Source organism: Enterococcus sp. DIV0774 (assembly GCF_050539095.1).
Taxonomy (GTDB): Bacteria; Bacillota; Bacilli; order Lactobacillales; family Enterococcaceae; genus Enterococcus; species Enterococcus faecalis.
The window spans coordinates 2,054,004-2,077,941 of the sequence record NZ_CP172923.1 but is presented as its reverse complement, the minus strand read 5'-3'; the positions used below and the strand labels follow the sequence as shown (position 1 = coordinate 2,077,941).

General features: G+C 37.3%; 25 protein-coding genes. 21 read left to right on the top strand and 4 right to left on the bottom strand.

What is annotated here, in order from left to right; all coding sequences use genetic code 11:
• Positions 1–162: 162 nt before the first annotated feature.
• Both IGL86_RS09940 and IGL86_RS09935 read right to left on the bottom strand, forming a co-directional pair.
• A complete protein-coding gene (locus IGL86_RS09940) occupies positions 163–795 on the bottom strand; it encodes a GntR family transcriptional regulator (RefSeq protein WP_002356525.1) in 633 nt (210 codons plus the stop codon).
• A gap of 14 nt (positions 796–809) precedes the next feature.
• Positions 810–2,756, bottom strand: a complete 1,947-nt coding sequence (locus IGL86_RS09935) for an ABC-F family ATP-binding cassette domain-containing protein (RefSeq protein ID WP_002365037.1) — start codon at positions 2,754–2,756, stop codon at positions 810–812.
• A gap of 213 nt (positions 2,757–2,969) precedes the next feature.
• Between IGL86_RS09935 and IGL86_RS09930 the strand changes: the two genes are divergently transcribed.
• Positions 2,970–3,620: a redox-sensing transcriptional repressor Rex gene (locus IGL86_RS09930; protein WP_002356528.1), complete on the top strand. Its 651-nt coding sequence runs from the start codon at positions 2,970–2,972 to the stop codon at positions 3,618–3,620.
• A gap of 42 nt (positions 3,621–3,662) precedes the next feature.
• On the opposite strand, the gene IGL86_RS09925 is transcribed toward IGL86_RS09930, so the two are convergent.
• Together IGL86_RS09925 and IGL86_RS09920 are read right to left on the bottom strand one after the other, a co-directional pair.
• On the bottom strand, positions 3,663–4,316 hold the full coding sequence (locus IGL86_RS09925; RefSeq protein ID WP_002356529.1) for a CPBP family intramembrane glutamic endopeptidase: 654 nt from the start codon (positions 4,314–4,316) through the stop codon (positions 3,663–3,665).
• 18 nt (positions 4,317–4,334) lie between these two features.
• Complete coding sequence (locus IGL86_RS09920) at positions 4,335–4,511, bottom strand: hypothetical protein (protein WP_002356530.1); 177 nt, start codon at positions 4,509–4,511, stop codon at positions 4,335–4,337.
• Positions 4,512–4,744: 233 nt separating this feature from the next.
• Here IGL86_RS09920 and groES point away from each other — a divergent pair, with 233 nt between their 5' ends.
• From groES to atpA, 20 genes are all read left to right on the top strand, one after another.
• On the top strand, positions 4,745–5,029 hold the full coding sequence (groES, locus tag IGL86_RS09915) for a co-chaperone GroES (protein WP_002356531.1): 285 nt from the start codon (positions 4,745–4,747) through the stop codon (positions 5,027–5,029).
• 57 nt (positions 5,030–5,086) lie between these two features.
• Complete coding sequence (gene groL / locus IGL86_RS09910; RefSeq protein ID WP_002362559.1) at positions 5,087–6,712, top strand: chaperonin GroEL; 1,626 nt, start codon at positions 5,087–5,089, stop codon at positions 6,710–6,712.
• A 302-nt stretch (positions 6,713–7,014) separates the two neighbouring features.
• The gene (locus IGL86_RS09905) at positions 7,015–7,734 is read left to right on the top strand and encodes a response regulator transcription factor (protein WP_033625406.1); all 720 of its coding nucleotides are present in this window, start codon (positions 7,015–7,017) and stop codon (positions 7,732–7,734) included.
• Between the two features lie 23 nt (positions 7,735–7,757).
• Positions 7,758–8,468: a hypothetical protein gene (locus IGL86_RS09900; RefSeq protein ID WP_010713169.1), complete on the top strand. Its 711-nt coding sequence runs from the start codon at positions 7,758–7,760 to the stop codon at positions 8,466–8,468.
• A gap of 16 nt (positions 8,469–8,484) precedes the next feature.
• Entirely contained in the window at positions 8,485–10,032 is a 1,548-nt protein-coding gene (locus IGL86_RS09895) for a glucosaminidase domain-containing protein (protein ID WP_033625407.1), read from the top strand.
• Between the two features lie 218 nt (positions 10,033–10,250).
• Positions 10,251–10,661, top strand: coding sequence for a GtrA family protein (locus IGL86_RS09890; RefSeq protein WP_002356537.1), 411 nt, complete (start codon positions 10,251–10,253; stop codon positions 10,659–10,661).
• A gap of 77 nt (positions 10,662–10,738) precedes the next feature.
• A complete protein-coding gene (locus IGL86_RS09885; RefSeq protein ID WP_010825460.1) occupies positions 10,739–12,223 on the top strand; it encodes a nicotinate phosphoribosyltransferase in 1,485 nt (494 codons plus the stop codon).
• Positions 12,224–12,225: 2 nt separating this feature from the next.
• On the top strand, positions 12,226–13,053 hold the full coding sequence (gene nadE, locus IGL86_RS09880; protein WP_002356540.1) for an ammonia-dependent NAD(+) synthetase: 828 nt from the start codon (positions 12,226–12,228) through the stop codon (positions 13,051–13,053).
• Positions 13,054–13,221: 168 nt separating this feature from the next.
• The gene (locus IGL86_RS09875; protein ID WP_025191376.1) at positions 13,222–15,051 is read left to right on the top strand and encodes a heavy metal translocating P-type ATPase; all 1,830 of its coding nucleotides are present in this window, start codon (positions 13,222–13,224) and stop codon (positions 15,049–15,051) included.
• 91 nt (positions 15,052–15,142) lie between these two features.
• Positions 15,143–15,427 (top strand): (4Fe-4S)-binding protein, encoded by a 285-nt coding sequence (locus IGL86_RS09870; RefSeq protein ID WP_002356543.1) that lies wholly within the window; start codon positions 15,143–15,145, stop codon positions 15,425–15,427.
• Entirely contained in the window at positions 15,417–15,692 is a 276-nt protein-coding gene (locus IGL86_RS09865) for a GNAT family N-acetyltransferase (RefSeq protein WP_002356545.1), read from the top strand. Before IGL86_RS09870 ends, IGL86_RS09865 begins: the two co-directional genes overlap by 11 nt.
• A 167-nt stretch (positions 15,693–15,859) precedes the next feature.
• Positions 15,860–16,096, top strand: a complete 237-nt coding sequence (gene secG / locus IGL86_RS09860) for a preprotein translocase subunit SecG (RefSeq protein ID WP_002356546.1) — start codon at positions 15,860–15,862, stop codon at positions 16,094–16,096.
• A gap of 145 nt (positions 16,097–16,241) precedes the next feature.
• Positions 16,242–17,015 (top strand): alpha/beta hydrolase, encoded by a 774-nt coding sequence (locus IGL86_RS09855; protein ID WP_033625408.1) that lies wholly within the window; start codon positions 16,242–16,244, stop codon positions 17,013–17,015.
• Entirely contained in the window at positions 17,015–19,384 is a 2,370-nt protein-coding gene (rnr, locus tag IGL86_RS09850) for a ribonuclease R (protein ID WP_002356549.1), read from the top strand. The genes IGL86_RS09855 and rnr overlap by 1 nt, the downstream gene beginning before the upstream one ends.
• A gap of 12 nt (positions 19,385–19,396) precedes the next feature.
• Positions 19,397–19,861: an SsrA-binding protein SmpB gene (smpB, locus tag IGL86_RS09845; protein WP_002356550.1), complete on the top strand. Its 465-nt coding sequence runs from the start codon at positions 19,397–19,399 to the stop codon at positions 19,859–19,861.
• Positions 19,862–20,163: 302 nt separating this feature from the next.
• A complete protein-coding gene (gene atpB / locus IGL86_RS09840; protein ID WP_002356551.1) occupies positions 20,164–20,883 on the top strand; it encodes a F0F1 ATP synthase subunit A in 720 nt (239 codons plus the stop codon).
• 48 nt (positions 20,884–20,931) lie between these two features.
• Positions 20,932–21,153 carry an ATP synthase F0 subunit C gene (gene atpE, locus IGL86_RS09835; protein ID WP_002356552.1) on the top strand — a complete coding sequence of 74 codons (222 nt, stop codon included), beginning with the start codon at positions 20,932–20,934 and terminating at the stop codon, positions 21,151–21,153.
• A 137-nt stretch (positions 21,154–21,290) separates the two neighbouring features.
• Entirely contained in the window at positions 21,291–21,821 is a 531-nt protein-coding gene (atpF, locus tag IGL86_RS09830; protein ID WP_002365031.1) for a F0F1 ATP synthase subunit B, read from the top strand.
• Positions 21,808–22,350: an ATP synthase F1 subunit delta gene (gene atpH, locus IGL86_RS09825; RefSeq protein WP_002356554.1), complete on the top strand. Its 543-nt coding sequence runs from the start codon at positions 21,808–21,810 to the stop codon at positions 22,348–22,350. The genes atpF and atpH overlap by 14 nt, the downstream gene beginning before the upstream one ends.
• Before the next feature lie 28 nt (positions 22,351–22,378).
• Entirely contained in the window at positions 22,379–23,935 is a 1,557-nt protein-coding gene (gene atpA, locus IGL86_RS09820) for a F0F1 ATP synthase subunit alpha (RefSeq protein ID WP_002356555.1), read from the top strand.
• Positions 23,936–23,938: the final 3 nt, after the last annotated feature.

Here is a 23,938-nt window from a genome sequence, read left to right as displayed (position 1 = left end):
GACTACTATAAAGTTGTCACTTTGTCAAATTAGATGAAAATCTTTCTGAAAATGAAGAAAAACAGTATTTTAACTAGGTTTTATAGTGGTTTTTTATGAAAAATAGAAATAATAAATAAAAAAAGTGACTATTTACCGCAAGATAAGTAGTCACTTTTTTGTTTAAGGATAAAAGAAATTCTGCACTCGTTGTAAGGTTGATTCGTCATGTCCAACAAAATAAAGTGTGTCGTTCAACGAAATCTTTGCATATGGACCAGGTGAGACCAGAAGCTCTTCTTTGTGTTTGATGGCGATAATCGTTGCCGAAGTGTTTTGCCAAAAATTCATTTCGCTAATCGTCGCCTCAAGATAAGCAGCTTCTTCTGTTAAAACTAATGAATAAGGATTCATTGGATTGAAAGAATCAAAACGCTTTGTTTGTTCAACAAGAGTATCTAGAATGCTAGAAAAATGAGTAAGTTCTTCTTTTTGTTTCGCTACGCTATCTAGCAATTCTTCTTTAATTTCAGCAATCGTTTGAACGTCTTGATATTGTGTCACAAAGTCCTGCGCTTTTTCTTTTGATGCCACATAGAAGCCGCTGCCGTGTTTGGCTTTAACGATTTCTAAATCGACTAAAACGATAATGGCTTTGCGAGCTGTTTCTGGCGACACTTGGTATTGGTTAGCTAGGGTGGAACGGGCATGGATTTTATCTCCAACATGTAATTTGCCTTCTGCAATTTTTTCCGCAACATCAACGGCGATTTGTTGATATTTGGGCTTCGTTAAACTGATTTTTTTGGAAGCCATAGTGAATCCCTCCGTTAATTGTTATTTTCCATTTCTTCTAATTCTAAACTGAAATTTTCCCATTGCTCAAGTAGTTCATCTTGTTGCTGACGAGCGTCATCTAATTGTTGGTTTAAAGCCAGCAATTCAACATGATTTTCTAGAATGTCTGGTTGACTCATTTGTGCTTCTAATTGTGCAATTGTCGTATCTAACTGAGCAAGATTTTCTTCGACTTGTGTTATTTTTCTTTGCAAAGTACGGAGTAATTTTTGTTGCTCCTTGTTTTGATAAAAGGTATTTTTGGCTGTAACTGGTTCGGGTTTTTTCGCCGCTTCTTCATTAGCTAAGAGGGCAGCGATTTCTTCTTCCTCTTGTTTCTTTTCTAAATAATAATCATAGTCGCCTAAATAAAGTTTGCTGCCTTTTTCAGAAAGCTCAACAACTTTTGTTGCAATTCGATTGATAAAGTAACGGTCATGGGAAACGAAGAGGATGGTTCCTTCATAATCAATCAGCGCATTTTCTAAAACTTCTTTATTATCGATATCCAAGTGGTTGGTTGGCTCATCGAGAATCAAGAAATTGTCACGATCCATCGCTAGTTTTGCTAATGCCACACGTGCTTTTTCACCACCGCTTAATAAAGGAATCGTTTTTTCAACATCATCTCCACTGAAGAGAAAGCCGCCTAAAATACTTCGAATCTCTTTTTCAGGTGTGGTTGGGTGTTCATCCCATAATTCCGCTAAGACCGTTTTATTGCCATGTAAATTGGCTTGCTCTTGGTCATAGTAACCTACAGAAACATTGGTGCCAAAAGTTTTACTTCCTTTAATGAAAGGAATGCGGTCAATAATTGATTTCAAGAGAGTGGATTTACCAATTCCGTTCGGTCCGACTAAGGCAATGGCTTCTTTACGACGAATATCCAAGTGAATAGGTTCGGATAAAATATGTTCTTGGTCGTAACCAATGGCGGCATCTTCGACTTGTAAAACAACATTTCCCGAGACTTTTTCACTATCGAAAAGAAAATGCGCCGATTTTTCATCTCCTTGAGGTCGGTCTAAACGGTCCATTTTTTCTAATACTTTTCGGCGACTTTGTGCACGTTTCGTTGTAGATGCACGAACCAGATTTTTGGCAACGAAATCTTCTAACTTATTGATTTCTTCTTGTTGCTTTTCATACGCTTTCCATTCACTGGCTAATTGCTCTGCTTTTAACTCTAAGTATTTGGAATAGTTTCCTTTGTAGTGAGTCATTTTTTTGCGACTCAGTTCATAAACTTCATTAACTACCTTATCTAAAAAATAACGATCGTGGGAAACAATCAATAGGGCGCCGGCATAGCTTGGCAAATAAGATTCCAGCCAAGAAAGCGTCTCGATATCTAAGTGGTTTGTAGGCTCGTCCAGAATTAAAATGTCTGGTTTTTGTAAAAGCATTCTCGCTAATGCAAGCCGGGTTTTTTGACCACCAGATAAGGTTTGAATATCTTTCGTGTAAAAGGATTCATCAAAGCCAAAGCCGTGAAGGACTGAGCGAATTTCATTTTCATAGCCGTAGCCATTTTTTTCAGAAAACGTATGTTGCAATTGATCGTACTCTTTTAAAATTCCTTCATAAACGGAAGTGGTTGGCTCCATTTCACTAATTTTGGTTTCTAATTCTCGCATACGCTGTTCCATTTCTAGGATGTCAGCAAAGGCTTTTGTCATTTCTTCCCAAACGGTTTTATCTGATTCTAAGCCGGTATTTTGAGCTAAATAACCTAACGTAGCAGTTTTATTTTTGGCAATGGTTCCGCTATCGGGAGCATCAATGCCTGCAATGATTTTTAAAAAAGTCGATTTTCCAGCACCATTACGACCAACTAAGGCAATCCGACTTTTTGTTGCAATTTCTAAATGTATGTTTTCAAACAATGTTTCCGAGCCAAAATGCCGGGCAACTTGATTTGCTTGTAATAAAATCATCAGTAGTCCTCATTTCTAAATTCATTGCCCTTAGTGTAGCATAAAATCTGCTAAAATAGCACGTATCAAAAAATGCTTTGTGAAGGTTTATACCTTTTATCACAAACTTTTGAAGAAAAATGCTATTTTTGAGCCATAGAATTGCTTTTTATTGTGAAAAACTGCTATTATGTTAATGGATAAGATTTAAGTGAAAGTATTGGAGGTCCAATTGTGAAAGATCAAGTTATTCCAAAAGCAACGGCGCGACGCCTTCCTTTATATTATCGCTACTTAAGAATGTTACATGATACAGGAAAAAATAAAGTCTCATCAACTGAATTAAGTGAAGCGGTACAAGTAGACAGTGCGACTATTCGTCGTGACTTTTCATATTTTGGTGAATTAGGTAAACGTGGGTACGGCTATGATGTTGAAAACTTAATGAACTTTTTTGCAAAAACATTGAATGAAGATGAGTTAACCAATGTCGCATTAATCGGGGTTGGTAATTTAGGAAGTGCTTTATTAAAGTACAAATTCCATCAAAGCAACAGTATTCGTGTAAGTTGCGCATTTGATGTGAATGAAGATATTGTGGGACGCATTGTTGACGGTATTCCGGTTTATCCAATGGAAGATATGATGGAACAAATTCGTGTTCAACAAATCGAAGTAGCTATTTTAACTATCCCAGCTCGCAAAGCGCAAGAAGTTGTAAACAAACTTGCCGAAGCAGGGGTTAAAGGAATTCTAAACTTTACGGCTGCGCGTTTAGTAGCGCCACCTGAAGTATTAATTCAAAATGTTGACTTAACCAACGAATTACAAACATTAATTTATTTCTTACATCATGACAACGAATTGATTGACGAAGAAGAATAAGCAAAAGAAAAGGGCCTAGTCGTTTAGACGAAGGCCCTTTTCTTATTGAATTGCACCATTATGCAAAAGTAATTGAACAATAATCACAATCGTATTCATGCCGCAATGGGCAATAATTGAGGTCCAAATTTTTCCAGTTTGCTTGTACAAAAGAGCAAAGAAAAATCCCATAAAGAAATAAACAAAAAAGTGACCATCGGCATGTGCGAGTGAAAAAATCGCCGAACTAACAGTAGCCGCAATCCAGAAATTTGTAAAAGGCTGGATTAAATGGATAAATGCATAACGAAAGACGAATTCTTCCATAATCGGACCACCGATAGTAGTTGCCAAAATAAATAAAGGATTTGCCAAAATCACCGCTACAATAGCTTGCGTATTTTGAGAAGTAGCTTGTTCTCCTGTGATGGCTACTTCAATGGCAAAAGTAACCCCTTGAATCAGCATGGCAATGAAAATCCCACTAACACCTAGTAAAAAAATAAAAATAGGTGATTTCAAGGTTGCGGTTTCCTCTAAAGGAGAAGGTTCTGTGGTTTTTAAAAAGATGCCAATCATTACAAGGGCGCCAATAATGTAGAGAGCAGTTGTCACATTAATCGCTGCATTGGGGGAAATACCCGAAAAAAGTAACGGCCCGAAAAAAGCGATAATGTATGTGACTAAAATAAATAAACTTGATTTTCTTAAGGTCATGGTTAATCCTTTCTATAATTATTTTTTACGATTATTGCGATATCCTAATAAAAGAAAAACGAATAAGAAAAAGAAAAGAGATTCCCAAAGTGTCGAAACAATTCCTTCTGTGACACTGAAAACAAGATTTCCTAAATTCGCTATCACAAAATAAACGAATGTTGCTATTAGTGCTGTAAGTAAACGTTGTTTCATTTTATTCGCCTCCAATCGTAGTCAACTTATTTTACCATGAATTAAAGGATTGGAAAAACATTCCATGAAAAAAAGAATACGCAATAAAAAATGCGTATCTTATAATTGACAAGAAAAAGAGAGAAAAGACTTGCATTTTTAGAGTGAAATGAGTATTATAAATAGTGTGAGTTAGCACTCTTGTGTATCGAGTGCTAAAATAAGCGAAAACTTTTTATTTGGAGGGATTTATTGTGTTAAAACCATTAGGCGATCGCGTCGTAATTAGAGTCGCGAAAGAAGAAGAAAAAACTGTTGGAGGAATTGTTCTTGCATCCGTTGCAAAAGAAAAACCACAAACAGGTGAAGTTATCGCAGTAGGTGAAGGTCGTGTGCTTGAAAATGGCACAAAAGTTCCGATGGAAGTAAAAATTGGTGACACAGTAATGTTTGAAAAATATTCAGGAACAGAAGTGAAATACGAAGGCGTAGAATACTTAATTGTATCAGCCAAAGACATTATTGCCACTGTTGAATAATAAACAACTTTTACAGAATAATATAATAGAAGAAAAAAATTATGAGGTGAAGAAATCATGGCAAAAGAGATTAAATTTGCAGAAGATGCACGTGCAGCAATGCTACGCGGAGTAGATGTATTAGCAGATACAGTGAAAGTGACATTAGGCCCTAAAGGTCGTAACGTTGTTTTAGAAAAATCATTTGGTTCACCATTGATTACTAACGATGGAGTAACAATTGCTAAGGAAATTGAATTAGAAGATCATTTTGAAAACATGGGCGCAAAATTAGTTTCAGAAGTTGCTTCTAAAACGAATGATATTGCTGGTGACGGAACAACAACAGCGACTGTTTTGACACAAGCCATTGTTCGTGAAGGCTTAAAAAACGTAACTGCTGGAGCTAACCCATTAGGTATTCGTCGTGGGATTGAATTAGCAACAAAAACAGCAGTAGAAGAATTACACAATATTTCATCTGTAGTTGATTCAAAAGAAGCGATTGCACAAGTCGCTGCTGTTTCATCAGGTTCTGAAAAAGTCGGCCAATTAATTGCTGATGCAATGGAAAAAGTTGGTAACGACGGCGTAATTACCATTGAAGAATCAAAAGGGATTGAAACAGAATTAGATGTGGTTGAAGGAATGCAATTCGACCGCGGTTATTTATCTCAATACATGGTTACTGACAACGATAAAATGGAAGCTGTTTTAGAAAATCCGTATATCTTAATTACCGACAAAAAAATCTCAAATATTCAAGATATCTTACCTTTATTAGAACAAATTCTACAACAAAGCCGTCCACTATTGATCATTGCGGATGATGTTGATGGGGAAGCTCTGCCAACATTAGTATTGAACAAAATCCGTGGTACATTTAATGTTGTCGCAGTAAAAGCGCCAGGATTTGGTGACCGCCGCAAAGCGATGCTTGAAGATATTGCTATTTTAACAGGTGGTACAGTAATCACTGACGACTTAGGATTAGAGTTAAAAGACACAACTATTGAAAACTTAGGAAATGCTAGCAAAGTAGTTGTCGACAAAGATAACACAACAATTGTTGAAGGTGCTGGTTCAAAAGAAGCCATTGATGCCCGCGTTCATTTAATTAAAAACCAAATCGGCGAAACAACGTCTGATTTTGATCGTGAAAAATTACAAGAACGTTTAGCTAAATTAGCTGGCGGGGTTGCTGTCGTTAAAGTCGGTGCTGCAACTGAAACAGAATTAAAAGAATTAAAATTACGAATTGAAGATGCGTTAAACGCAACACGTGCCGCTGTAGAAGAAGGCATGGTTTCTGGTGGTGGTACCGCACTTGTCAATGTAATTGGTAAAGTCGCTGCGCTAGAAGCTGAAGGCGATGTGGCGACAGGGATCAAGATTGTCGTTCGTGCATTAGAAGAACCAATCCGTCAAATCGCTGAAAATGCTGGTTATGAAGGATCAGTGATTGTTGACAAACTAAAAAATGTTGACTTAGGTATCGGATTCAATGCAGCTAACGGTGAATGGGTAAACATGGTTGAAGCCGGTATTGTTGACCCAACAAAAGTAACTCGTTCTGCCTTACAAAATGCAGCTTCTGTGTCAGCTTTATTATTAACAACCGAAGCAGTTGTTGCAGACAAACCAGAACCAGCTGCACCAGCTCCTATGATGGATCCATCAATGGGCATGGGCGGTATGATGTAAAAATAAAAAAGTATTCTAAAAGCTTACGATTGAAAAATCGTAAGCTTTTTTTTACATAAAGAATAAATAATCTAAATAATATCTTTACTTGTAGTGTTTTCTCAAATATTTACTCATTTAACAAAAAAGATGATAATTTAAAGGCCTCGTTTTAGCTAGACAGCCTTGTTTTTATTCGATAAAATTTAGTAATAACAATCATTTTTTGAAAACTAGTAGTTGGTAATTTTTATTTATTAATAGAATATAAATAAAAATTATTATATTTTGAAGGGGAATATTAGGAAGATTGAGGTGGAAAAATGGAAAAATATACAATTGGTGTCGTTCCTTTGACAATTGAAACAAAAGAATGCTGTCAAAATTGGTTTGTTAGTAATCAAGTAGAATGTCAGATCATCCAAGGAACAAATATACTTCTTCATTTGCACCATATTGATGGGTTAGTGATTGAAGTTACTGACCACCAGCAAGTAAATACTTGTTGTGAGTTATTAATGACGATTCGCAAACAGTCAGATTTACCGATTTGGTTATTTTCTCGGACAGAAGTAATTAGTAAAGTCAATCGAATTATTTATTTACAATTAGGTGCAGATGGTGTTTTTGATCATTCTTATGATCGTCAAGAATGCATGTTAAGCATGAGTAATTTATTGCAACGTGTAAAAAGACGTTTTTATCCTAAATTAGCTATTGCAAACGAGAAACAAACAGTTACTAAGAATCTTTCTGAGAGATTGTATTTAATTGCGCCAAACTTAAGTGTTTGCTTGGGAAGTGGAGAAGAAATTCTTTTAACAAAATTGGAATTTTTCACAATAGAGTATTTATACAAACACGCAGGACAAACAATTACATATGAAGAACTCTACAAAAATGTCTGGAAAGATACTGCGAATGAACGAAAATATCGTGTCGCTAATGTGATTTTCCATTTGCGTAAAAAAATTGAACAAGATGTGAACAAACCACAATATATCAAAACAATTCGCTCAAAAGGCTATATGTTAACGGTGTAAAAGGTACGAAGGAGGAGAAACAAATGTGGCAATTTTTGACTAAAAACAATGAAGATGAGGAGTATGAGAAGATGCCGGATTTTGAAAATGAACAATCGGAGAAAGCACAACCAAAGGTAACAGAAGAAGCAATCTTTGATGACGAGGTCGTTTATGCAAAAGAGCAAGCCGCAAAAATAAAACAGGTCCAGCAAGAAGTGCCGACTGAACTGTCAGAAGAGTCATTTTCTTTTGTTGAAAAACTAGAAGAAGAAAATCAACTATATCAGCAATCCATTAAAAAGCTAACGGAGCAATTATTAATGCAAACCAATGAAGTGGAAGCATTACAAAAACAAGTAGTCGAAAAAGATGTTCAACTTAAACATGTTAAAGAAACGTTAAGTGATAAAGAAGCAACTATCACTTCTTTACAGAAACAATTGTCTGAAGAAAAGATGCAACCGAGACAGACTAGCGAAGAGAACTTAGACACAGCCGTTACGCTTTCTCAAAAAGAAATTGGTGAAGTCTTATTAGAAGCCAAACGTCAAGCAAAAGAAACAATTGCTCAAGCTAACCAACAAGTTGCAACGGTTCATGAAGAAATGGAACAACGTTTAGCAACTTTAACGCGCATGAAGCAAGTGGCAAGAGAGTACCAAGCTTATTGTGAACAAATGCTAACCATCAAGAATGAATCAACAGGAATGTACCAACAGATAGAGCAATTATTAGCAGAAATAAAGAGGTAAATGAAGGAGAAATGCGATGAAAAAAAGAAAGGCAAGATATTTGAAGTTGGTATGTCTTGGAGTCTTAGGGACTTATGCTGACGCCAGTTACTACAATTCGGAACCATTAATCGCTCAAGAGGAGACCGAAACGAGTCACGAAAACCGACAGCTAGTGCTGGAAGAAAAAAGAGCGGACCAAGTCAATCAAGACCAAGGAACTCTTACTTCTTCAACGCTGAACGAAACAGTAATAAGTTCGTCTGAACAACAAGAAAGTTCAATACAAGATGACAGCAGTGACCATCAGGAAAATAATGTGGAACCTTCAGAATCTGAAAATAGTTTACCGCCACAAGAAAAGCCAATTGCTAGTACTAAACCAACCGAATCGTTACAAAATGAGCAACCAGTATCTGAAGAGCGTAAAGCGCTCACTGAGAAGTCACCTCATAATCAGGAACCACAAAATTCTACATTAACTGAAAAGACCAAAGAGCCGTTGGTACATTCAGAGATAGACAATAGTCAAGAAAAGGAAAAGCAAGCAGGAATTCAACAACAAGCCGAGGCAAATTTTGTTGTTCAAGAGAATGCTTCTACTTCTGAGTTTATTAGAAAAATCGGTGAAGAAGCACGAGTTATTGGTCAGCGGCATGATCTATACGCTTCTGTCATGATAGCTCAAGCTATTTTAGAGAGTGGCTCGGGTAATAGTGCGTTAGCGGCGCCGCCAAATTATAATTTGTTTGGCATTAAAGGCGCTTATCAAGGTCAAAGTGTCAGCTTTCCCACACAAGAAGATGATGGTAAAGGGAAGATGACCACCATTCATGCCGATTTTCGTCAGTATCCTTCCTATAAAGAGTCTTTAACAGACTATAGTAAATTAATCATCAATGGGCTGGCGGGTAATCCAACGTTTTATCACGGCGTTTTGAAAGCAAACACGACGAATTATCAGCAGGCAACAAAATTTTTAACAGGTCGCTATGCAACGGATACATATTACGATAAAAAATTAAATGCGTTGATTGAAACCTATCAATTAACTGAATACGATCAAGAAAAGAAGAAACCAGTAGTGACTAATTTGGCAGAAGAAAAGAAACCTTCGTTTGATAAGGAAGCAGTCAAAGAACAGCTAAAAAAAGAAGCAGTCATCTATGAAGTAAGCAAAGGAGATTCTCTCGCCACCATTAGCCAGACGTTTGGTGTGTCAGCAACAGCCATTTTAAAACAAAATTCAAAGACTCAAGAAATGTTTTATATTGGCCAAAAAATCACGATTCCTCAGCATACAGCGGCGACTTCTCTAGAACCGAAAGAACAAGCGTTACTTCAATCACTAATAATCAGTAAATCGGTGACTAATGCTTTGGAAACAGCAGAGCAATCAAATGCTACAGCGAATGACTCAAAAACAGAGTCTACTGAGTATTATGAAGTAAAAAGAGGAGAGACACTCGCAAAAATTGCAAAAAAAACGGGCTATTCCTTAACCGCCCTCAAGCAGGCAAATGACTTAACGTATTCTGTATTAACCGAAGGACAAACGATAGCACTTCCTAAGCTAAAGGACTAATGCTGATTTAACTTATCGGTCGATGGAGTCAATATATTATTAGAGTAAGAGTAGAGGGTAAGTTCATTCATGGATGAACTTTTCCTCTACTCTTATTATGTTTTTCATAAATACTTAATAAATAGTAAAATTAGCAAGAGAATTGTGTCTTTACGCAAAATAGATAGGTTTTCTTGCCGAAGTTTGATAAAATGATTAGTTGAAAGGATGCGTGAAAATTGAAAGAATTATTTCGTAAATACCGAGAAGTACTGGCTTATTTATTTTTTGGTGGTGCAACGACGGTCGTCAACTTAGTTGTATTTTTTGTTTGTCAAAATGTGTTAGGGCTGGATTACAAGATAAGTAACACAATTAGTTGGTTTTTATCTGTTCTATTTGCCTTTTTCACGAATAAATATTGGGTATTCGCAAGTAAGCATGAAAGCATAGCTGGTTTTTTTAAAGAAATGGGCTTATTTTATTGGTACCGAATTTTATCTTTTGTGGCTGATATGGGTTTAATGATTCTCCTAATTGATGGCATTCATTTTTCATCGTTTTGGGCGAAAATGATTACACAAGTTGTAGTAGTGATTTTAAATTATTTCTTCAGTAAATTTTTCATTTTTAAAGAAAAAGAGGTCTAAGCAGATTTTAGGCTAAAAAAATTTTTTTTGTTATAATATAAACAAGTTTTTAATACAAAGAATAGAGGTAGAAAACGATGGACTATACATATGCAGATGATAGTTTGACATTGCATACAGATATGTATCAAATCAATATGATGCAAACATACTGGGAATTAGGGAGAGCAGATTTACATGCTGTTTTTGAATGTTACTTTAGAGAGATGCCCTTTAATCATGGCTACGCAATTTTTGCAGGTTTAGAACGTTTAGTCAATTATCTCGAAAATTTAACGTTTACAGAATCTGATATTGCATATCTCCGAGAAGTTGAAGAATATCCAGAAGATTTCTTGACGTATTTAACAAATTTTGAATTTAAATGTACTGTACGCTCTGCTTTAGAAGGGGATTTGGTTTTTAATAACGAACCGTTAATTCAAATTGAAGGTCCTTTGGCACAATGTCAATTGGTAGAAACTGCCTTGCTAAATATGGTGAATTTCCAAACATTAATTGCGACAAAAGCGGCTCGAATTAAATCCGTGATAGGCGATGATCCTTTATTGGAATTTGGAACACGCCGGGCACAAGAATTAGATGCTGCCATTTGGGGCACAAGAGCCGCCTATATTGGTGGGGCGGACGCGACAAGTAATGTTCGTGCTGGTAAAATTTTTGGTATTCCGGTTAGTGGGACTCACGCCCATTCATTGGTTCAGTCGTATGGAAATGATTATGAAGCATTCATGGCGTATGCCAAAACACATCGGGATTGTGTTTTCCTTGTTGATACGTATGATACTTTGAAAGCGGGAGTGCCAAGCGCAATTCGAGTAGCTCGAGAAATGGGGGATAAAATTAATTTCCTAGGTGTGCGGATTGATAGTGGCGATATGGCTTATATTTCTAAACGAGTTCGTGAACAACTGGACGAAGCTGGCTTTACTGAAGCAAAAATTTATGCATCGAACGATTTAGATGAAAATACGATTTTGAATCTAAAAATGCAAAAATCAAAAATTGATGTATGGGGCGTGGGTACCAAGCTGATTACGGCCTATGATCAACCGGCTTTAGGAGCGGTGTTTAAATTAGTTTCAATTGAAGGTGAAGATGGTCAAATGAAAGATACCATTAAACTATCTAGCAATGCTGAAAAAGTGACAACACCAGGAAAAAAACAAGTTTGGCGTATTACACGTAAATCTGATAAAAAGTCAGAAGGGGACTATGTGACACTTTGGAACGAAGATCCTCGCCAAGAAGAAGAAATTTATATGTTCCATCCCGTTCATACCTTTATTAATAAGTATGTCCGTGATTTTGAAGCACGGCCAGTACTCCAAGATATTTTCGTTGAAGGAAAACGTGTGTACGAATTACCAACTTTAGATGAAATTAAACAGTATGCAAAAGAAAATTTAGATTCACTTTGGGAAGAATACAAGCGGGACTTGAATCCGCAAAAATATCCAGTGGACCTTTCAACAGATTGTTGGAACCACAAAATGAATTTATTGGAAAAAGTGCGTAAAGACGTTAAACATTTAACGGAAACGGTGAATAAGGAGGCCTAGAAATGACAACACTTCAAGAAAAAATCATTCAAGAGTTAGGTGTTTTACCGACAATTGATCCAAAAGAAGAAGTTCGTAAAAGTATTGATTTTCTGAAAGCTTATTTAACTAAACATCCTTTTTTAAAAACCTTTGTCTTGGGAATTAGTGGCGGACAAGATTCAACATTAGCCGGACGCTTAGCACAATTAGCGATGACCGAAATGCGCGAAGAAACAGGAGATATGTCGTATCAATTTATTGCGATTCGCCTTCCCTACGGTGAGCAAGCAGATGAAGCTGATGCACAAGCCGCGCTAGCCTTTATCCAGCCAGATGTTTCTTTACGAGTGGATATTAAACCAGCAGTGGATGCAATGGTTGGTTCGCTAGAAAACGCTGGCGTTCAAATTAGCGATTTTAATAAAGGGAACATGAAAGCACGTCAACGTATGATTACACAATATGCAGTAGCTGGCGAAAATGCTGGCGCAGTAATTGGCACAGACCACGCAGCCGAAAATGTGACAGCTTTCTTCACCAAATATGGCGATGGCGGAGCGGATATTTTACCGTTATTTCGTTTAAATAAGCGCCAAGGAAAAGCTTTGCTGAAAGAACTTGGGGCACCAGAAGCCTTGTATCTAAAAATACCAACAGCTGATCTAGAAGATGACAAACCGTTAGTTGCAGATGAAGTTGCCTTAGGTGTCACGTATGATGCCATTGATGATTATTTGGAAGGCAAAAAAGTCTCGGAAACAGATCAACAAACAATTGAAAACTGGTATAAAAAAGGACAACACAAACGGCATTTACCCATTACAATTTTTGATGATTTTTGGAAATAAAAACACAGACCATCGGCGAATGAACGATGGTCTGTGTTTTTTTTACATAACTACTTTTCAGAAAGTAAACGTTGCTACAGCAACTATCCTATGATAATGAAAGTCGTTTTCATTTAGGCGTTTTCACTTTCTTTTTCAAAACAGAAAAGGTACGCTCAATAATGTAAAGTGAATGATAGGAGAGAAAAAGAGATGAAGCATGTAACAAAATTGGGGATTACAATTATAACAGGAGTTTTGGCATTATTATTTGAATTTATTTTACATCAGCCGAATTGGGCGTATGGCATTATTTTAATAACAGGTTCTGTAATGGCGTTAATGATGTTCTGGGAAATGATTCAAACCTTACGTGAAGGAAAATATGGTGTCGATATTTTAGCGATTACCGCTATCGTTGCAACCTTAGCTGTGGGAGAATACTGGGCCAGTTTGATGATTTTAATTATGTTGACTGGTGGTGATTCATTAGAAGACTATGCCGCTGGAAAAGCTAACCAAGAGCTGAAGTCATTATTGGATAACTCGCCACAAAAAGCTCATCGCTTGAATGGCGAAAATTTAGAAGATGTTTCTGTTGAGGAAATCAATGTTGGCGATGAATTAGTAGTAAAACCAGGGGAACTAGTTCCAGTTGATGGCTTGGTAAAAACCGGGACATCAACAGTCGATGAATCTTCATTAACAGGAGAATCAAAACCAATTGAAAAAAATCCTGGTGATGAATTAATGTCGGGTTCCGTGAATGGTGATGGCTCTTTGAAAATGGTTGCTGAAAAAACTGTAGCCGACAGTCAATATCAAACGATTGTGAACTTAGTGAAAGAATCTGCGGCACGTCCAGCTCATTTTGTACGTTTAGCAGACCGCTATGCGGTACCTTTTACACTAGTTGCCTACTTAATTGCAGGTGTTGCTTGGTTTGTTTCAAAAAGTCCGACACGTTTTGCGGAAGTCTTAGTTGTTGCTTCGCCGTGTCCTTTAATTCTATCTGCCCCAATTGCTTTAGTGGCAGGGATGGGTCGTTCAAGTCGTCATGGGGTCGTTATTAAATCGGGAACGATGGTCGAAAAATTAGCTTCTGCAAAAACGATTGCGTTTGATAAAACAGGCACGATTACGCAAGGACAACTTTCTGTTGATCAAGTCCAACCAATCAATGCTGGAATAACTGCTGCTGAATTAGTGGGATTGGCAGCAAGCGTGGAACAAGAATCAAGTCATATTTTAGCTAGATCAATTGTTGCTTATGCCAGAAAGCAAGATGTCCCATTAAAAAATATTACAGATCTAGCGGAAGTTTCTGGTGCTGGCGTGAAGGCATTTGTGGATGGTGCTGAGATACGGGTAGGTAAAAAGAATTTTGTGACACAAGAGTCTCAAGCAACTGAAAAAATTGATAAAACGACCATTCATATTTCACGTAATGGCACATATTTAGGCCGAATTACTTTTACAGACACAGTACGACCAGAAGCAAAAGAGACTATGGAAAAATTACACCAATTACATCTTCAACGAATTTTAATGCTGACGGGGGATCAAGAATCCGTCGCAGAAACGATTGCTGCAGAAGTAGGAATTACCGAAGTACATGGGGAATGTTTACCACAAGATAAATTAACTATTCTAAAAGAATTGCCCAAAGAAAACCATCCAGTCATCATGGTAGGAGATGGTGTAAATGATGCACCTTCGCTTGCCGCTGCAGACGTAGGTATTGCTATGGGCGCTCATGGAGCTACTGCGGCTAGTGAAACTGCTGACGTTGTTATTTTAAAAGATGACTTAAGTAAAGTCAGCCAAGCGGTCGAAATTGCCCAAGATACCATGAAAATTGCCAAACAATCTGTATTAATCGGAATTTTTATCTGCGTTTTACTAATGCTAATTGCTAGTACCGGGATCATTCCGGCGCTAATCGGGGCTATGCTACAAGAAGTCGTGGACACTGTGTCAATCTTATCTGCTTTGCGTGCTCGTCGAATTGGCAAGTAAGGTGGAACAATTAATTGCCTGAATGTCCAGCTTAGTGGTAAAATAAAGGTACGTTTTTAATATTAATAAGTTACAGGGGAGAGATTGTGCAATGAAAGGAAACCAAATAGATGGGCAACCAGTCACGGAAGAACAACTATTAAAAGAAGGCTACCGTAAATATACGGGGGAAGGAATTGATATCTTTTATAATAAAGATATTTGTGAACATATTGGTAATTGTGTTCGTGGAAATCCAGAAGTCTTTGAAGTTGGTCGGAAACCATGGATTATTCCAGATAACGGAAGTGTTGAAAATGACATGATTGTGGTAGATTCATGTCCAAGTGGTGCTCTAAAATATATTCGGAAAGCAGGGAACGAATATGCAAATTAAAGAAGAAAACAATCGTTTTGCTCTATATAACGATGAAAACCAAGAAATTGGTGAAATGACTTGGTCAGATGCTGGCGAAAGCATGATGATTATTGATCATACGTTTGTTGATCCAACTTATCGTGGACAAAAATTAGCTGAAAAACTTGTTTTAGCCGGTGTTGAAAAAGCGAGAAAAGAGCATAAAAAAATTATTCCGCTATGTCCATTTGCCAAAAAAGAATTTGATACTAAACCTGAATACGGAGACGTATTGAGAAAATAAAAAATAAGTTAGCAACAGCCGCAAGTAGGAATCAGATTCCTACTTGCGGCTGTTGCTATTAGAGACAAATAAGGAAAGACATTAAATTTCACTGGTGTTTACAGATAAAATATGCTACATTAAAGTAGATGAATTTCGCATATTTGTATAAAAAGGAGAATTAACGCATGTATAATCTAATCTTAACGTTGGTCATCATTTTATCTGTTTTAATCGTCATTACTGTTATGATGCAACCAAGCAAACAAAACAGTGCAGCAAGTGCCTTCACTGGCGGTGCAGATAAATTATTTGGGAAGCAAAAAGCGCGCGGTTTTGAAGCTGTTATGCAACGCTCAACAGCAGTTCTTGGCGCAATTTGGATGATTTTATTATTTGTTTTGGCGTTCTTATCTTCAAAATAAGTACGTAATCTTTTAAAATGACAAGTTTAGAACAGAGAGATGAGTGCGAACACTTATTTTTCTGTTCTTTTTCTTTCTGAAAAAGTCTTTGAAACTTATCATTTCGGAAGGTTTTCTTTTGAGAATATGATAGAATGAAGCTGAGGTGAGCGAAGTGGCAAAAAAAATCAATTTACCGAAGCCGTTATTTTCAGAAAAAGGAAAACGGGCGGTCCTTTTATTACACGCTTATTCTGGCAGCAGTAATGATGTACGGATGTTAAGCAGACGTTTAGAAAAAGAAAATTATACTGTCTATTCGCCTAATTTTTCAGGACATGGCACGCTAGTTCCTGAAGATATTTTAGATCAAACAACGGAACAATGGTGGCAAGATACACAAGAAGCAGTCGCTTTTTTGAGAGAAAGAGGTTACCAAGAAATTGCCATTTTTGGTTTATCAATGGGCGGGATTTTCAGTATGCATGCATTAACGGAACAATTAACAGGATTAATTGGTGGTGGATTTTTCTGTTCACCGATCTACCCTGTCGAAAATAAAGTCCCAGAAAATTTTGTATTATACGCAGAAAACGTGATGAAAATCGCAGAAGTTCCTGCAGAGGAACAACAAAGCCGGTTGCAATCGATTGAGCAACGAGTCAAACAACAATTAGGAGCGATTGAAACAATTGCTAGTCAGACGGCAGACAAACTAAACAAAATCCACGCACCTCTTTTCTTAGCGCAAGCTGGCAAAGATGAAATGATTGAGCCAATGGGCGTCTATCAAACGGCCCAAGCGCTAACACAAGCACGTTTGACCTTACAATGGTACCCAAACAGCGGACATGTCATTACGGTGAGTGGAGAACACAAACAATTAGAGCAAGATGTGGTGCAATTTTTAGCAACACTACCTTGGAATGAGGAGAAATAATGACAAAACAAACAATTAAAGAGCAAATTTTACATTTCATGGAAAGCCAAAAAAAGAAAAGCTTTTCAATGGAAGAAATTGCACAAGGCTTGAATTTAGAAAAAAGTTCAGATTTTAAAATTTTAGTGCAAACCATTGCACAAATGGAACGAGAAAAGTCAGTTAGTTTCAACAAAAAAGGCAAAGTCCTGTTACCAATGAAAGACTTATTAATAGAAGGAACGTTTCGTGCAAATGAACGAGGCTTTGGTTTCGTGACCATCGATCCTGAAGAACCAGATGTTTATATTCCTAAAGAGGCAACGAACTTTGCAATGGATGGGGACACGGTTTTAATCGACGTGATCCAACATGCGGATCCTTTTTCAGATCGCGGCGCAGAAGGTAAAGTCAAAGAAATTAAAGAGCGAGCAGTGAGCCAAGTTGTCGGAGAATTTGTGGCATATAGTGAAGAAGAAATGGCAGAAATGGGACTGTATGGCTACATGATTCCCAAAGATAAGAAATTGAATCAGTATACTGTATCAATTGCACCTGAAGGGATTAAGCCAGTAGATGGTAGCATTGTCATTGCTGAAATTACCTATTATCCAGATCAAGAATATCCAACAAGTATGGAAGGACTAGTCAAACAAGTGATTGGTCATAAAAATGATCCAGGAATGGATATTTTATCAATCGTGGTGGCTCATGGAATTCCCACAGCATTTCCTGATGAAGTTTTGGCTGAAGCGGACCAAGTACCAGAAACTATTGCAGAAAGCGATTTAGTCGGTCGTCGGGATTTACGTGATCAGTTGATTGTGACGATTGATGGAGAAGATGCGAAAGATTTAGATGATGCAGTAACGGTACAAAAGTTAGCAAATGGCAATTTCTTTTTAGGGGTGCATATTGCAGATGTTTCTTATTATGTAACTGAAGGAAGTCAATTGGATATGGAAGCGTATGAACGCGGCACAAGTGTCTATTTGACAGATCGAGTTGTGCCAATGATTCCGCAGCGATTATCAAATGGGATTTGTTCGCTAAACCCACATGTTCCACGTTTAACCATGAGCTGTGAGATGGAAATTACACCAGAAGGAGAAGTTATTTCGCATGAAATTTTCCAAAGTGTAATCCAAACAACGGAGCGAATGACCTATACAGCAGTCAATGAAATTTTAGAAGAGCAAAAACCTGAAACGTTAGAACGCTACAAAGAGCTAGTTCCCATGTTTAAAGAGATGGGTGAGCTGCACCATATATTAGAAGAGATGCGTATGCGCCGTGGTGCGATTTCTTTTGAAGATCGTGAAGCCAAAGTCCTAGTTGATGAAAATGGTCATCCCCAAGATATTCTTTTACGCACGCGTGGCGTGGGTGAACGATTAATTGAATCCTTTATGTTGGCAGCCAATGAAACTGTGGCACGTCATTATCATGACTTAAAACTGCCATTTATTTATCGGATTCATGAACAACCAAAAGAAGAAAAAATGCAACGTTTCTTTGACTTTGCTGCAGTACTTGGCATTCTTGTTAAAGGAACAAAAGAAAACATTTCACCGAAAGATTTACAAAAAGTTTTAGAGCAAGTTGAAAATAAGCCGGAAGAAGTGGTTATCAATACGATGTTGCTAAGAAGTATGCAACAAGCGAAATACTCAGAAGACAACTACGGACACTATGGGTTGGCCGCTGAATATTATACGCATTTTACTTCACCAATACGTCGTTATCCAGATTTAATTGTGCATCGTTTGATTCGCAGCTATAGCCAAGATCAATCTGAAAAAAATCAAGAAAAATGGAACGAAGCATTACCAGAAATTGCCAATCATAGTTCAAGTATGGAACGTCGCGCAGTTGATGCAGAGCGTGAAGTGGACGCTATGAAGAAAGCCGAATTTATGGTAGATAAAGTGGGAGAAACGTATGACGGGATCATCAGCTCAGTCACAAAATTTGGTATCTTTGTGGAACTGCCTAATACAATAGAAGGCTTAATTCACGTGAACAACTTAAAACAAGATTATTTCCACTTTATTGAAAATCATATGGCGTTAGTTGGTGAACGGACGGGAATGACTTTGAAAATTGGTCAGAAAGTTCAAATCCGTGTTGAAAAAGCTGATCCAGAAACAAGAGAAGTTGATTTTGAATTGATTTCAGCTGAGGAAGTCGCACCAGTCGAAGGACCAAAAGGACGTAAAAAAGGTAAAGCCAATTCTTCAACTCGGTCAAATAATCAACGAAGAAATAAAAAAGATGAATCATTTGATGGTAAGAAAAAGAAAAATAAGAAAAAAGGCAAAGGCAAAAAACAACCTTTTTATAAAGAAGCAATGAAACAAAAAAATAAAAAAGGGAAAAAGAAGAAGTAGAGGAGGTCGCTTATGCCAAAAGGGGAAGGAAAATTAATCGCACAAAACCGCAAAGCTAGACATGATTATTCAATTATCGATACGGTTGAAGCTGGGCTTGTTTTACAAGGAACAGAAATCAAATCTATTCGAAATGGTCGTATCAATTTAAAAGATGGTTTTGCACGAATTCGAAACGGAGAAGCCTTTTTGTATAATGTTCATATTAGTCCATATGAACAGGGCAATATTTTTAATCATGACCCATTACGTACCAGAAAATTATTATTACACAAAAAACAAATTAATAAGTTAATCGGCGAAACCAAAAATACAGGTATCACATTAGTACCTTTGAAGGTCTATATTAAAGACGGCTATGCCAAAGTTTTGATTGGTTTAGCTAAAGGGAAAAAGCAGTACGACAAGCGTGAAGACTTGAAACGTAAGGAAGTTGACCGACAAATCAGCCGAACATTAAAAAATAACCGACGTTAAAAATGTAAATTTATTCTTTTTCGCATATTTGCTTGCCTTTCTTCGGATTAGGTGTAAAATCTGGTAAGTGTTGAGTAAATGAATGTAAATGATTCATTTTTTAATCGCTTCGGAAAGCAGTACCACCCTGCATTAGATTGGTTTATGGAAAAGGTTTTCCAACCAATTTTCAACACATGAAATTTTAAAAGTAAACTATTTGTAAATTATCAACAAGTGGTGGTACGATAGCTTTGCCAGGGATTATCACTCAGGAGTAGGATGAAACTTCTGAAAGATTGTTGGAAAAGAGGTGAATTGATTTGGAAGAGAAGAAATTACTCTTCAATATCGGACCAATTTGGTTTGATGGAACCATTGTTTTGATGGTGCTGTTGACGTGTATCATTGTTTTCGCCTTTGTCTATGCTTGTACGAGAAATATGAAGCTACGACCTAAAGGCAAACAAACGGTCATCGAATGGTTAGTGGATTTTATTCGTGGAATCATTACAGACAATTTACCTCGTAAAGAAGTGAGCAATTTTCATTTAATGGCGTTTACCCTTTTCATGTTTGTACTTGTTTCAAACATCTTGGGTCTCGTTACAAAAATCGTTGTGGGCGACGATCTCAGCGTTTGGAAAAGTCCAACCGCCGATCCAATCGTAACCTTAACGTTAGCGATGATGATGATTGTCTTAACACACTTCTTTGGTATGAAACGCTTTGGTTTTAAAGGCTATCTAGTTAATAGTTATTTAAGACCCGTTGGTTTCTTACTACCGGTAAAATTAATGGAAGAATTCACGAATCTATTAACATTAGGCTTGCGTTTGTACGGAAACATTTTTGCCGGCGAAGTTCTATTGGGCTTAATTGCTGGAACCGTAGCAAGCGTCGGATTATGGGTTATCCCACTAGCAATTCCGCTAGAAATGATTTGGGTAGCATTCTCAATCTTTATTGGATGTATCCAAGCGTTTATCTTTGTGACACTTTCAATGGTTTATATGTCACACAAAATTGAAACAGAAGAATAATCAAGAAATACGAAGGACAAAAATTATCTTTTAGGAGGATTTTACACAATGGAAGGATTAAATTTTATCGCAGCAGCAATTGCAATTTTCGGTTCAGCTATCGGAGCCGCTATCGGTAACGGACAAGTTATTTCAAAAACAATCGAGTCAATGACTCGTCAACCAGAAATGTCTGGTCAATTAAGAACAACAATGTTTATCGGGGTCGCTTTAATCGAAGCTGTGCCAATTTTAGGTGTCGTTGTTTCTTTATTACTTTTATTCAGATAAGCAATAAAATGGAGGCAGGACGCTGATTATTATCGGGACCGTCACTGCTTTCTTCTATCTTTAGCCTTTTCAATAGCTGGTGATAAAGCAGTTGAAGAAGCTAAATCGATTTTTGCAGGAAAGGAAGTTGAGACTTCATGCTACTTACTACATTGGTAGTCGGTGAAACGGCTCCTAGTACCACACTAGGCACGATGATTGTTGTCAGTGGTGCATTTTTAATCTTGATGCTCTTATTAAAGAAATATGCATGGGGAGCAATCGTAGATATTTTGACACAACGTGAAGAAAAAATTGCCAACGATTTAGACTCTGCAGAACAATCTCGCGTAGCAGCAGCGAAAATGGAAAAAGAACGTCAACAACAATTACTTTCTTCCAGATCAGAAGCAGCTGAAATTATTAAAAACGCGAAAGAAAGTGGAGAACAGACTCGCCAAAAAACATTAAAAGAAACAACTGCGGAAGTTACTCGCTTACGCGAAAAAGCTCGGACAGATATTTCTCAAGAACGTGAAGAAGCATTGTCTTCAGTAAAAAATGAAGTGGCAGATCTTTCTCTTCAAATTGCAGCCAAAATTTTAAATAAAGAATTAACACCAGATGCACATGAAGCATTGATTGATTCTTATATTGAAAGTTTAGGTAAAGCAAATGAAACTAGATAAATATACAGTTGGTAAACGCTACGGCAAGGCTTTGTTTGAGTTGGCAGTTGAAAAGAACCAAGCTGAAGCAATTTATCAAGAATTATTGACGCTTCGCGAAGTCTATCACCAAGTACCTGGTATTGGCGATATTTTAAGCGATGATCGCTTAGAACCTTATGAAAAAGACAGCATCATGGAAAAACTAGTAACAGGTTTTAGTGAAATGATGCAAAACTTTTTGCGAGTGGTTTACGAATATCGTCGCATGTACGATCTGCTCTTGATGATTGATGAATATGAACGACGTTATGATGAGCACCAAGGACTAATTTTGGGTTCAGTGACAACAGCCATTCCTTTATCAAAAGAACAACATCAAGCAATGGAAGAAAAAGCTGCCCAATTATTAGGGTATGAACAAGCGCATTTAGTCAATTTAATTGACCCGTCAATTGTCGGCGGAGTGGTTATTGAAGCAAACCATCAAGTAATCGATGGCAGCATCCGCAAACAATTAGAACATATGCAGCAGAAGTTATTAAAATAATCTTTAGGACTACAAAGAGGTGAATTGAATGGCTATCAAAGCAGAAGAAATCAGTGCCTTGATTAAAGAACAAATCGAAAACTATCAACAACAGCTTGCTGTTGAAGAAGTTGGAACAGTCACTTACGTCGGTGACGGAATTGCCCGCGCCCACGGTTTAGAAAATGCCATGAGTGGAGAACTTGTTGAGTTTTCAAACGGTTCATACGGAATGGCACAAAACTTAGAAACAAATGATGTAGGGATTATTATCCTTGGCGATTTTGAAACCATTCGTGAAGGAGATAAAGTACAACGCACAGGCAAAATCATGGAAGTACCCGTTGGGGAAGCTTTGATTGGCCGTGTTGTTAATCCATTAGGTCAACCATTAGATGGTTTAGGCGAAATTAAAACAGACAAAACACGTCCTGTGGAAGCAACAGCTCCCGGTGTTATGCAACGTCAATCTGTTGCTGAACCAATGCAAACTGGCTTAAAAGCCATTGATGCCCTAGTACCAATTGGTCGTGGACAACGGGAATTGGTTATTGGAGACCGTAAAACAGGGAAAACATCGATTGCAATTGATACAATTATTAACCAAAAAGGACAAGATGTAATTTGTATTTATGTAGCGATTGGTCAAAAAGAATCTACTGTTCGTAACCAAGTAGAAACACTTCGTAAATTTGGTGCCTTAGATTATACAATCGTTGTGACTGCAGGGGCTTCACAACCAGCACCATTACTTTACATTGCACCATATGCAGGAACTGCAATGGGTGAAGAATTCATGTATAACGGCAAACATGTCTTAATTATTTTTGATGACTTATCAAAACAAGCCGTGGCTTATCGTGAACTTTCTCTACTATTACGCCGTCCACCAGGTCGTGAAGCTTATCCAGGGGATGTCTTCTATTTACACTCACGTTTATTAGAACGTGCAGCTAAATTAAGTGATGAATTAGGTGGCGGTTCAATGACAGCCTTACCATTCGTTGAAACACAAGCAGGCGATATTTCTGCTTATATTCCAACAAACGTTATTTCAATCACTGATGGACAAATTTTCTTAGAAAGCGACCTGTTCTATGCAGGCACTCGTCCAGCCGTTGATGCTGGGTTATCTGTTTCTCGGGTCGGAGGATCAGCGCAAATCAAAGCAATGAAAAAAGTTGCCGGAACGCTTCGTTTAGACTTAGCTAGTTACCGTGAGTTAGAAGCCTTTACACAATTTGGCTCTGATTTAGATGCGGCAACACAAGCTAAATTAAACCGTGGTCGTCGTACGGTAGAAATTTTAAAACAAAAACTACATGCGCCACTGCCTGTAGAAAAACAAGTCTTAATTTTATATGCGTTAACACACGGCTTTTTAGATAGCGTGAGCGTAGATAAAATTTTACACTTTGAACAAGATTTATTCGATTATTTTGATGGCAAACATGCAGACTTATTGGAAACCATTCGTACAACGAAAGACTTACCAGATACTGATGCATTAGATGCAGCGATTACAGAGTTTTCTGAAATGTTTGCAGCGGCAAACAACAGCGGAGATTCAGCCAAAGAAGCTTTAGAAAAAATCGATAACGCATAAGAG